The organism is uncultured Amphritea sp. (assembly GCF_937127095.1).
Taxonomy (GTDB): domain Bacteria; phylum Pseudomonadota; class Gammaproteobacteria; order Pseudomonadales; family Balneatricaceae; genus Amphritea.
In genome coordinates this window covers 1-11,480 of record NZ_CAKZLP010000051.1, presented here as the reverse complement: position 1 = coordinate 11,480, position 11,480 = coordinate 1, and the positions used below count along the sequence as shown (strand labels likewise).

11 protein-coding genes are annotated in these 11,480 nt (G+C 52.0%); 6 read left to right on the top strand and 5 right to left on the bottom strand.

The window, feature by feature from the left end; translation table 11 throughout:
- Positions 1-489: 489 nt before the first annotated feature.
- The 4 genes from gpmI to Q0499_RS11580 are packed head-to-tail and all read left to right on the top strand — an operon-like array spanning position 490 to position 5,496.
- A complete protein-coding gene (gpmI, locus tag Q0499_RS11595; protein WP_299199491.1) occupies positions 490-2,040 on the top strand; it encodes a 2,3-bisphosphoglycerate-independent phosphoglycerate mutase in 1,551 nt (516 codons plus the stop codon).
- 36 nt (positions 2,041-2,076) lie between these two features.
- The gene (locus Q0499_RS11590; RefSeq protein ID WP_299199489.1) at positions 2,077-3,219 is read left to right on the top strand and encodes a peptidoglycan DD-metalloendopeptidase family protein; all 1,143 of its coding nucleotides are present in this window, start codon (positions 2,077-2,079) and stop codon (positions 3,217-3,219) included.
- A gap of 52 nt (positions 3,220-3,271) precedes the next feature.
- Complete coding sequence (locus Q0499_RS11585; protein ID WP_299199487.1) at positions 3,272-4,609, top strand: S41 family peptidase; 1,338 nt, start codon at positions 3,272-3,274, stop codon at positions 4,607-4,609.
- Complete coding sequence (locus Q0499_RS11580; protein WP_299199485.1) at positions 4,606-5,496, top strand: divergent polysaccharide deacetylase family protein; 891 nt, start codon at positions 4,606-4,608, stop codon at positions 5,494-5,496. Before Q0499_RS11585 ends, Q0499_RS11580 begins: the two co-directional genes overlap by 4 nt.
- Before the next feature lie 37 nt (positions 5,497-5,533).
- Here the strand turns inward: Q0499_RS11580 and slmA are convergent, their stop codons facing one another.
- The 5 genes from slmA to coaBC are packed head-to-tail and all read right to left on the bottom strand — an operon-like array spanning position 5,534 to position 10,151.
- Complete coding sequence (gene slmA, locus Q0499_RS11575; RefSeq protein ID WP_299199482.1) at positions 5,534-6,130, bottom strand: nucleoid occlusion factor SlmA; 597 nt, start codon at positions 6,128-6,130, stop codon at positions 5,534-5,536.
- On the bottom strand, positions 6,130-7,044 hold the full coding sequence (argB, locus tag Q0499_RS11570; protein ID WP_299199480.1) for an acetylglutamate kinase: 915 nt from the start codon (positions 7,042-7,044) through the stop codon (positions 6,130-6,132). Before argB ends, slmA begins: the two co-directional genes overlap by 1 nt.
- Complete coding sequence (locus tag Q0499_RS11565; RefSeq protein ID WP_299199478.1) at positions 7,028-8,467, bottom strand: phosphomannomutase/phosphoglucomutase; 1,440 nt, start codon at positions 8,465-8,467, stop codon at positions 7,028-7,030. Before Q0499_RS11565 ends, argB begins: the two co-directional genes overlap by 17 nt.
- Before the next feature lie 24 nt (positions 8,468-8,491).
- Positions 8,492-8,947, bottom strand: coding sequence for a dUTP diphosphatase (gene dut, locus Q0499_RS11560; protein WP_299199476.1), 456 nt, complete (start codon positions 8,945-8,947; stop codon positions 8,492-8,494).
- Between the two features lie 4 nt (positions 8,948-8,951).
- On the bottom strand, positions 8,952-10,151 hold the full coding sequence (gene coaBC / locus Q0499_RS11555) for a bifunctional phosphopantothenoylcysteine decarboxylase/phosphopantothenate--cysteine ligase CoaBC (protein WP_299199474.1): 1,200 nt from the start codon (positions 10,149-10,151) through the stop codon (positions 8,952-8,954).
- Between the two features lie 146 nt (positions 10,152-10,297).
- Between coaBC and radC the strand changes: the two genes are divergently transcribed.
- Entirely contained in the window at positions 10,298-10,972 is a 675-nt protein-coding gene (gene radC, locus Q0499_RS11550; protein WP_299199472.1) for a DNA repair protein RadC, read from the top strand.
- Between the two features lie 249 nt (positions 10,973-11,221).
- Entirely contained in the window at positions 11,222-11,458 is a 237-nt protein-coding gene (gene rpmB, locus Q0499_RS11545) for a 50S ribosomal protein L28 (protein ID WP_296056336.1), read from the top strand.
- Positions 11,459-11,480: the final 22 nt, after the last annotated feature.

The following is an 11,480-nucleotide window of genomic DNA, read 5'->3' as shown; positions in this document are numbered from 1 at the left end:
ACCAGCATAATATTGTTAGTGATGAATTCGAGCAGTTGTTCCATTCTCTGTATCCGGCCAGTTGCGAAGTCGCTGAAATAATTGCGGGTCGCGATGATAGTTTTTAAAGGTGATCGTTTTAAAGCCGGTAAGTATACCTTGCGAAAGCGAAACTGGTAACAGCCGAAAGGGTGAAATCCTGAGGAAAAGTGATCAATGTTCAGGATATATGATCTGATGGGCATCCAGGGGGAATTGAACGGGGTGTTCTCCTGAGATAATTAGCCATTGCAGGTTTTTCTCAGTAAAATGATCAGCTATTGAGCCAGTTGTAAAATGCGTTAACCGATAACGCTGAATATAACCTGTTGTACATATTAAGGTAATGTGTGTACTGGAAAGCACAGTACTGAAAAAGCAGTACTGGAAAAAACTGTAATAAAACCTCTTTATTAGAAGCTATTTACTAAAAGCTCTGCACTAAAAATAACTCCGGGTGAAAAGACCTCTATGACTGAACAACGATCCCCAAAAGCACTTATTATTCTCGATGGCTTCGGTGTTGAACAAACCGAATCCAGTGCTATAGCCGCAGCCAATACACCAACCTGGGATCAGTTGATGGCCGATGCGCCTCACAGTCGAATTGCGACCTCTGGTTTGGCCGTCGGCTTGCCGGAAGGGCAGATGGGTAATTCTGAAGTCGGTCATATGAATATCGGTGCTGGTCGCGTGGTGTATCAGAACTTTACCCGTATAAGTAAAGCGATTGAAGATGGCGAGCTCTTTCACAACGAGGTGCTGACGGCAGCAATTGATAAAGCGATCGCTGCGGGTGGTGCAGTCCATGTTACCGGTTTGTTATCCCCCGGTGGCGTTCATAGCCATGAAGAGCATATGTTTGCACTGTTGGAGATGGCCGTTAAGCGTGGTGCGCAAAAGGTATTTCTGCATGGAATTCTTGATGGTCGTGATATGCCGCCGCGCAGTGCTGAAGCCTCAATCATAGCGGCTGAAGCTAAGTTTACCGAGCTGGGTGTTGGCGCTATTGCGACCATCGTCGGACGTTATTTTGCAATGGATCGGGATAACCGCTGGGATCGTGTTCAACTGGCGTATGATGCGATGACGGCGGGTGTGGCTCCCTGTTATGAAACCTCAGCATTGGATGCCCTGCATAACGCCTACGAGCGTGATGAGAATGATGAGTTCGTTCAGGCCACGACGATTATTGGTGAAGACGGCCTGCCGAAAGGACTGGTGCATGATAATGATACAGTGATCTGTGCCAACTTCCGTCCGGATCGTTCACGGGAGATTACCCGGGCGTTTGTCGATGCCCAATTTGATGGGTTTGTTCGAGCAACTGTGCCGCAACTGGCGGACTATGTGATGATGACCGAATATGCGTCTGATATTGACGCCAGCTGTGCCTATCCGCCGGTTAAGCTGTTTAACAGTCTGGGTGATTTTCTGGCAAAGCAGGGTCGAACGCAGCTGCGTATCGCTGAAACTGAGAAATATGCCCATGTGACGTTCTTTTTTAATGGCGGTGAAGAGCAGCCTTATGACGGTGAAGAACGTATTCTTGTGCCCTCTCCTGATGTTGCTACCTATGATCTCAAGCCGGAGATGAGCGCGCCGGAGGTCACTGATAAATTGGTCGAGGCGATCGCTAGTGGTAAGTTTGATCTGATCGTATGCAACTTTGCTAACCCCGATATGGTGGGGCACACCGGTAATTTTGCCGCGGCAGTGAAGGCGGTTGAGGTGATTGATCAGTGCGTTTCCCGGGTGCTCGACGCGATGCGAGAGGTGGCGGGTGAGACTCTGATTACGGCCGATCATGGCAATGTTGAACTGATGGTTAACCCGAAAACCGGGCAGGCGCATACGGCGCATACAACCTGGCCGGTGGCGCTGGTGTACGATGGTCCACGCAGATCTCAGCTACACCTGAATGATGGTGCGCTGTGTGATCTGGCACCAACGCTGCTGGCGCTGATGGGGCTGCAGCAACCGGCAGAGATGACCGGCCATTCACTGGCTGAACTGAGGTAGGGATTGAGGCCGTTCATTGAACGGCCTTTCTTGTATATGCTGAGAAAACTGACACATATTGTTGTAGCACTTTTGCTGTTGTCTTTACCGCTGCCGCTTGCTGCTGCGCAGGAAAAAGCCACCGAAGCGGAGATTGACACCCTCAAGAAAACCATTAGCAAACTGACTAAAACACTGGGATCGTTAGAGGGTGAACGCTCATCTGTGCAGCAAGATTTACGCCGCACCGATAAAAGTATTGGTGAGCTGGCGCAGGAGATTCTTCGGCTTAATACGCAATTGAAAGGGGCTGAAGAGCGGTTGCGTAAACTTGAGCAGCAAAAAAAACCTCTCCTGAGCGGGTTGAAAAAGCAGGCCGCAGGTTTGGAGCAGCAGTTGCGTCAGCAATATAAAACCGGCAACCAGCCCCGTCTGCAATTACTGCTGACACAGCGGGATCCGGAGCAGGTCTCGCGAATGCTGCGTTACTATGACCGGATCAATAAAACGCTTGGTGAGCGGCTTGAGTCATTTCGGCAGGGCTTGGTTAAGCTGGATAAAGCTGAACAGGATATCCGCGCTGCGCAACAGGATATTTTCGACCGGCGGGATCTGCTTAAAGCGCGCTCAAATGATCTGGAGTCAGTACGCCAGGAACGCCGTGTCGTGTTGAGTAAGCTGGAGAAAAAACTGACCGACGGCAGTCAGCAACTGAAAACGATGCAGGCCGATCAAAAGCGTCTTGAAGCGCTTCTTGCGCAGATTCGTGAGTCGATTGAAAAGATCGCCATCGGTGGCGATGAGCGTTCCTTTGGTGAACTTAAGGGGCGATTACCCTGGCCGACAAAAGGAAATATTAGCCGTCGCTTCGGTAGCAATCAGGATGGCATGCGCTATGAGGGAATTCTGGTCACACAGAAATCGGGCCAGCCCGTCAGAGCAGTACACCATGGGCGGGTAGTTTTTTCTGACTGGTTGCGAGGCTATGGACTGCTCACGATTGTTGATCATGGTGGTGGTTATATGAGCCTCTATGGACATAATGAATCGCTCTTGAGAGACGTTGGTGAATGGGTGTCCCCCGGGGATCAGCTGGCGACCGTCGGCAGTAGTGGCGGTAGCAACCTGTCGGGTCTTTATTTTGCGGTACGCTATAAAGGAAATTCTACAGATCCGCTTAAATGGCTGGCGAGAAGGTAGTCGTAGCGGTTATGCTGTTTCAATATTTAACAGAAGTATAAAGGGATGAACCATGACGCTGAAGCAACAGCTCTCCAGCCTGACTAAACCACTGTTGCTGGCCTGCCTGATGAGCGGGTTAACAACTCCACTGTTTGCTGTAGAAGCAACAGCGGAAAATACAGCGGTAAAAACTATTCCGCTGGAAGAGATCCGGCTGTTTACTGAAGTCTTTGAGCGTATCAAAAATGCCTATGTTGAGCCGGTTGATGATGCCAAACTGCTGGAAGATGCGGTACGGGGTATGCTCGCCGGGCTTGATCCTCACTCAGCGTATCTGGAGCCAGAAGCGTTCTCTGATCTGCAGAGCCATACCAGTGGTGAGTTTGGTGGGCTGGGAATTGAGGTGGGTCTGGAAGATGGCTTTATCCGTGTAATTGCACCATTCGATGATACCCCCGCGCAGCGGGCTGGCGTTAAAGCCGGTGACCTGATTATCAAACTGGGAGACCAGCCTGTTCAGGGGATGGGGCTGGCAGATGCGGTCAAGTTGATGCGCGGTAAACCGGGTTCTGAGCTGCGCCTGACGGTGATACGTGAAGGCGAAGATAAACCGCTTGAGATTGTGGTGGTGCGTGACATTATCCGCGTTGCCAGTGTCAAGCAACGCATGCTTGATGGCGGTATCGGTTATCTGCGTATTACACAGTTTCAGGTGAATACCGGTAAAGACCTGCAATCGGCCATTGAAAAACTGAAGGCTGAGAGTGAGGTAAACGGTGTAGTGCTGGATCTGCGCAATAATCCAGGCGGTGTCCTGCGCGCAGCTGTAGAGGTATGCGATGCATTTCTGGATCAGGGGCTGATTGTTTATACTCAGGGTCGGGTGGCTAATTCAGAGCTGCGTTACAATGCAACCCAGAATATGCTGATCGATAACAGTGTGCCGATTGTAGTACTGATCAACCAGGGCTCAGCTTCTGCCTCAGAGATCGTTGCCGGTGCCCTGCAAGATCAGGCCCGTGCGGTCATTATGGGTGTTGACAGCTTTGGTAAAGGTTCGGTGCAGACTATTTTGCCGCTGACAAAACAGCGTGCCTTGAAGCTGACAACCGCCCGTTACTATACGCCCCTGGGTCGCTCTATTCAGGCTCAGGGCATCGTGCCTGATATCTATGTTGCTGAAGCGGATGTGAATCTTAAAGATTCCGGTAATTTCATCAAAGAGCGTGACCTGAGCGGTCATCTTGAGAACGCCAAAGCGAAAGCGCCGGATCCGTCTGAGGCGTTAGTGTCGATGGTCGAAAGTGACTTTCAGCTCTACGAAGCATTGAATCTGTTGAAAGGACTTGCCGTGGTTAAATCCGCAGCGGCTGCCCGGCAGTTGAAAGCGGATACTCAGACGCAGTGAAGCGAACGGTTCTTCTGTCTCAAAGACTTGCGGGGTTTTATGCTGTTAGTCTGCTCTTTTTACTGACGCTGTGTCAGCCGCTGATGGCTGAAACAGCGCCTCCACGTCTGATTATAATTGTTGATGATATTGGCAATAATCTGGAACATGGCAAAGCTGCGATCAGGCTGCCAGGACCTATTGCTTACTCTGTTCTGCCGCATACCCCGCACAGCATATTCCTTGCCGAGATGGCTTACCGTGAGGGCAAGGAGGTAATGCTGCATGCGCCTATGGAGAATACTGCTCATCTGCGTTTAGGGCCGGGGGCGCTGACTGATACTCAGAACCGGGTACAACTGACTACCGTTCTGCGGGATGCTATCGGGGCAGTCCCCCATGTGTCTGGCGTAAATAATCATATGGGCAGTCTGTTAACGCAGCAGCGGCAGAAGATGGACTGGGTAATGGGGGTGTTGGCAGAACAGGGCTTATTCTTCCTCGATAGTCGCACCACCAAAGACACCATGGCCTGGAAATCAGCTTATTCTCAGGGAATTCCCTGGTTGGTGCGGGATGTTTTTCTTGATCATGAGCAGACCACTGCGTTTATTGATAAACAGTTCCGTTACGCCTTGAGGCTGTCTCAGGAGCAGGGCTTCGCTGTGCTGATCTGTCACCCCTATCCGGAAACTATCCGTTATCTTCAGGATGCGTTACCCAAAATTGGCGAGCAAGGTATCCAGCTGGTGGCCCCTAGCGGTTTTCTGTTTCAGCAGGCAGAAGCGCGCCGACTGATTGAGGCCCAGCTTGCTGAACGCAAGCTGGAACATGAGTGTGATCGGTATGAGGGGCACTGTCGTGATAACCTGGTTCAGCAAGTGCAGCACCCGTTCTCAAAACCATAGTCTCAAAACGATAGTCTAAAATCATAATCTGCTCGCCTCAGCGGCTGGCAGCCGCCGCAAGTATGCTCCACTGGTCTGCCCAGTTAGTGGTTGGGCGGGCTTTGAACTCACTGCGAACAAACTGCCGGATGCGTCCCTCTGCACAAGCCAGCATCAGATTGGCGGTGGCGCCGGTGGGCAGTTGGGTGCGTAATCCTTCAACCTGCTCGGCGGTACGCATAATCTGTTTCAACTGGGTTTCCATACGTTCAAAAAACTGATTGATGCGTTGTCGCAGCCGGTCGGTTTCTCCGGACAGCGCATCTCCCGTGAGAATCCGAGCCATGCCCGGATTCTTCTCTACAAACGCCAGCAGCAGGGTGAGAATCTGTTCACACTGCTTCATACCGTTGGCATCGGAGCCGGTGATAATGTTGATGCGGCTGAACATGGTCTCTTCAATAAATGAGATCAGCCCTTCAAACATCCGTGCTTTGCTGGGGAAGTGGCGATACAGCGCCGCTTCCGATACGCCAACATGTCGTGCCAGGGCTGCGGTGGTAATCCGGGCCCCCGGATCACTTTCCAGCATCATCGCCAGCGACTGCAGAATCTGCTCGCGCCGGGAGGGTTTCTCTGTTGTTTCAGCATCCATCACTCTTGTACCTTGCGCGACTGGTTGGTGATCAGTGTACCAACACCCTCGTCGGTAAACAGTTCCAGGATGCAGGCGTGCGCTACCCGGCCATCAATAATATGCGCGCTGTTAACGCCGCTCTTAACGGCACTAAGGGCGCAGTCAATCTTGGGTAGCATGCCGCCGTAGATGGTGCCGTCTTCAATCAGCCCATCCACCTGAGCCGTTGTCAGGCCGGTCAGGACATTGCCCTCTTTGTCCAGCAAACCGCTGATATTGGTCAGCAGGATCAGCTTCTCCGCCTGCATCACTTCAGCTACTTTACCGGCAACAAGGTCAGCATTAATATTGTAGGATTCACCATCTTTACCAACCCCGATGGGGGCAATAACCGGAATGAAATCAGAGTTGCTGAGCATATCAAGCACTTTGATGTTAACGTGATCGACTTCGCCAACATGGCCGATATCGATAATCTCAGGCACAGACATCTCCGGTGACTGATGTTTTACCTTCAGTTTTCGTGCGCCTAACAGCATGCCATCTTTACCGGTCAGACCGATTGCTTTACCGCCGTTGCGATTGATCAGGCCGACAATATCTTTGTTAACCATGCCGCCCAGTACCATCTCAACCACATCCATGGTTTTTGAATCGGTGACCCGCATGCCGTTAACAAAGTGCGATTCAATCGCCAGCTTATCCAGCAGCTCACCAATCTGAGGGCCGCCACCGTGGACGACAATAGGGTTGATGCCGATCAGTTTCATCATCACGATATCGCGGGCGAAGCTGTCCTTCAATTTGTCATCAATCATCGCGTTACCGCCGTATTTAATGACCACGGTTTTACCGGAAAATTGCTGGATGTAGGGGAGTGCTTCGCTTAGCACGTTAGCGGTATTCATCGCATCTTTACGTGACAGTGGCATGAGTATCGTCTCTATCTGTAGGGTTTGTATAGTTTGTAACTGCTAACTCCGGTATTTGCAAGTCTGGCATTACCTGTTGCAGTTTCTGTTGTAGCAGTTGACTGATTTTCTGCAGTGCTGCAACGCTGAGTGCTTCAATTCTGAGGGTTAGCATCGGGGTTGTATTGGAGGGGCGGATGCCGAACCAGCCATCGTTGTATTCTACCCGCAAACCATCCACATGACAGACCCGGGCCGGAAAAAAATCCAGCTGGCTGAACTGCTCAATAATGCGGAATTTGTCTTCGTCACTGATGGCGATGTTGATCATGGGAGTCGAAGGCAGTGGCGGAAACTGACTAAAAAGCTGGTCTGCCGTTTTGTCGCCACTGCTTAATAGCTGCAAAAATCGTACAGCGGCATAAAGTCCGTCGTCAAAGCCATACCACTGTTCGGCGAAAAACAGATGACCGCTGAACTCACCGCCGAACATCGCTTGCGTCTGACGCATCCGGTTTTTGATCATCGAGTGGCCGCAGCGCCACATATCGCCTTTACCTCCTAGCTTGTTAATCAGCAGGGGGAGGTTGAGCGAGCACTTAACGTCGTAGACGATCTCCGCGCCTGGGTGGCGCAGCAACAGATCCTGGCTGAACAGACAGATCAGCTGATCCGGTGTGATGATTTTTCCACTGTTGCTGACCACCGCCAGACGGTCGCCATCACCGTCCAGTGCCAGTCCGATATCTGCAGCTGATTCGCGTACTTTGCTAATCAGGTCGAGCAGGTTTTCGGCTTTTTCCGGGTCGGGATGGTGGTTAGGAAAACGGCCATCGACATCGCAGTATAATGGCAAAACCTCGCAACCAAAACGTTCCAGCAGCCTGACGATCCAAGGGCCGGGAACACCATTGCCGCAGTCGACAACAACCTTCAGCGGTCTGCTTAGTTGTCGATCAACCAGTATGCGGTCAGGGTAAGATTCACTGATGTCTTCAGAGTGCAGCGCTCCGGAGCCCTCTGTTAGCTGCCCGTTAGCGATGCGTTGGTAGATTCCGGTTATTTCATCACCGGAGAGGGTATGACCCCCCAGCATGATTTTAAAACCGTTGTATTCAGCCGGATTATGGCTGCCGGTGACCATCACGCCTGAGCCGGTATTCAGGGCGTGAGTCGCGAAATATAACGCAGGAGTGGGAACCATCCCGAGATTGATGACATCGACGCCACTTTGCCGTAACCCGGCGATCAGTGCGTCACTGAGTTCAGGGCTGGACAGACGGCCATCATAACCGACACAGATGCTCTGCTGATGCCGAGCGAGGGCTTCGCTGCCAATCGCCCGGCCGATCAGTGTTGTACTGGCGGCGTTCAGGCTTTGCGGATAGGTACCGCGGATATCATAGGCGCGAAATATAGTCGGATTGAGGTCTTGCCCATTCAACGGTTAAGTTTCCCTGAGGCTGTATTAGTGGCGGCCGGAAGAGCCGAAACCGCCTTCGCCGCGGTCGCTTTCACTGAACTCATCGACGATCTCAAAACTGGCCTGCACCACGGGTACCAGTACTAACTGAGCAATGCGTTCGCCGGGTTCAACGGTAAAGGTGGTTTGGCCACGGTTCCAGCAAGACACCATCAGCTGGCCCTGATAATCAGAGTCGATCAGGCCCACCAGATTGCCGAGAACAATGCCATGTTTATGACCCAGCCCGGAGCGGGGCAAAATCATCGCACAGAGGCCCGGATCTCCAATATGGATAGCGATGCCGGTTGGCAGAAGTTCGGTCTGCCCGGGTTCCAGAGTTATCGGCTGGTTCAGACAGGCGCGCAGATCCAGTCCTGCTGAACCCTCAGTGGCATAGTGGGGCAGGGGGAACTCATCACCGATACGCGGATCCAGCAGTTTAACCTGAAGTGGTTGCATCTGATTAGCTCTCCTGATTGCTAGCGATGATTTCAATCAGCTTTGCTGCCAGCTGGCGCTTACTGCATAACGGCAGTTGCTGAACGTTATGGTGGCTGATGACCGTCACCGCATTATCGTCACTGTTGAAGCCGATATCGCTGCGGGATACATCATTGGCAATAATCAGATCGAGATTTTTACGCGTCAGTTTATCCTGTGCATAACTGACGACATCCCGGGTTTCGGCGGCAAAACCCACAGTAAAAGGTTTGTTGGATTGTGCAGCGACCGTGGCAACGATATCCGGGTTCTTCACCAGACGCAGTTCCATGATCTCTTCGTTGCCTTTTTTCAGTTTATGCTCGGCGACGGCAACGGGGCGGTAATCGGCAACCGCAGCCGAGGCGATAAAGATATCGCACTCATCGATATGCTGCAGTGATGCTGCCAGCATCTGTTCAGCACTTTCAACCATTATCCGTTCACAGCGTGGGGGTGTTTGCAGGTTAACAGGACCGCTAATTAGCGTGACTTTGGCGCCAGCGTCAACCGCGGCTTCAGCCAGTGCATAGCCCATCTTGCCGGAACTGTGGTTGCTGATATAGCGCACCGGATCAAGCGCTTCACGGGTCGGTCCCGCAGTGATAAATACCCGTTTCCCTGCCAGTAATCCCCGGTCAAACAATGCGGCGGTCTGTTGTGCAATCTCTATTGGCTCTAACATTCGGCCAGGGCCGGTATCGCCGCAGGCCTGTTCGCCTGTACCCGGGCCTAACAGTTGTATACCTTTGCGTTCTAAGCTGGTGGCATTGGTTTGAGTTTGCTGATCGCGCCACATCGCCTGATTCATGGCGGGTGCTAGTACGATAGGGGCTTCGGTGGCGAGGCAGAGTGTGCTGAGCAGGTCACTGCCCTGACCGGCATTCAGTCGAGCCATAAAATTCGCGCTGGCGGGGGCGATGAGCACCAGGTCGGCCCATTTGGCCAGTTCTATATGCCCCATCCCGGCTTCGGCTTCCGGATCAAGCAGATGCAGGTGTACCGGATTGCCGGAAAGTGCCTGCATGGTCAGCGGGGTAATAAACTCAGTGGCTGCCGGGGTCATCACCACCTGAACATCGGCACCTGCGCCTTTCAGTAAACGGGTGAGCTCGGCGCTTTTATAGGCAGCGATGCCGCCGGTGATACCTAAAACAATCTGTCTATTCGTCAGTCTCTGCATACCGGGTAACTATTCATCTGCGGTAATTTGGGAGCCATACGATACCACTATCCCGGGTTGAGTTACATTCCTGCGGCGCGTTGCTGAGTGCTGGTCTACAATGATCGGGTAAATTAATTTATCAGATATGACACAAGGATGTGAAAATGGCGATTACTGACTGGCCGGAGGCTGAACGCCCCCGGGAAAAACTGTTACGGCAGGGGGCCGCAAGCCTGTCTGATGGCGAACTACTGGCAATTTTTCTGCGCACCGGGGTCAAAGGCTGCAGCGCCGTGGATCTGGCCCGTCGGCTGCTGACCCAGTTTGGCGGTTTAAGGCCGTTAATAAAGGCGGATCAACAGGCGTTTTGTCAGCAGCTTGGACTCGGGCCGGCAAAGTATGTTCAGCTGCAGGCGGTGATGGAGATCAGTCGTCGCTGTCAGGCGGAACAGTTGCAGCGGGATTCAGCGCTGACCTCGCCAGATCTGGTCAGGGATTATCTGCAGCTGCAGTTAAGTGATCGCAGCAGGGAGGTATTTGCCTGTCTGTTGCTCGATAGTCAGCATCGGGTTATCTGCTTTGAAGAGCTGTTTAAGGGCACAATCGACAGCGCGACAGTGCACCCCCGGGAGGTGGTAAAACTGGCGCTGAGCCATAACGCTGCAGCGATGATTCTGGCGCATAATCATCCCTCAGGTATTGCGGAACCCAGTCTGGCCGACCAGAACATCACCCAGCGGATTAAAGAGGCGCTGAGTTTAGTGGATATCCGCCTGCTTGATCATATGGTGGTAGGGGCCGGCGTGACGGTATCGCTGGCTGAGCGGGGCCTGATCTGAGTGTTAATAAGATTGTGAAGTAATAGTGTTATCGCTTTTGTTGACTGTGTTTATCTTATGCGCTTTTCTTCTGAAGTTTTTTTCTGTAGAATGCGCGCTCTTCTATCCACCGGTACGGGTTATTGTCTTTGGTTTGGACGCTCCGCCTGAGGATATTGAAGCCACCCTATTTAACTCTGGGACTTATGGCTTCAGGTCCAATAAGTATCTGATAGAAGGTTACATAAACTATAGTTAAAGGTAATTTTCATGTCTCGAGTTTGCATGGTTACAGGTAAGCGTCCTGTAACAGGAAACAATGTTTCCCACGCACTGAACCGTACACGTCGTCGCTTTTTGCCGAACCTGCACTGGCACCGTTTCTGGGTAGAGAGTGAGCAGAAGTTTGTACGTCTGCGCGTTTCTTCTAAAGGTATGCGTATCATCGATAAGAAAGGTATCGATGTTGTGCTGGCTGACGTTCGTAAGAACGGCATTAAAGTTTAAGGAGCACGATTATGCGCGATAA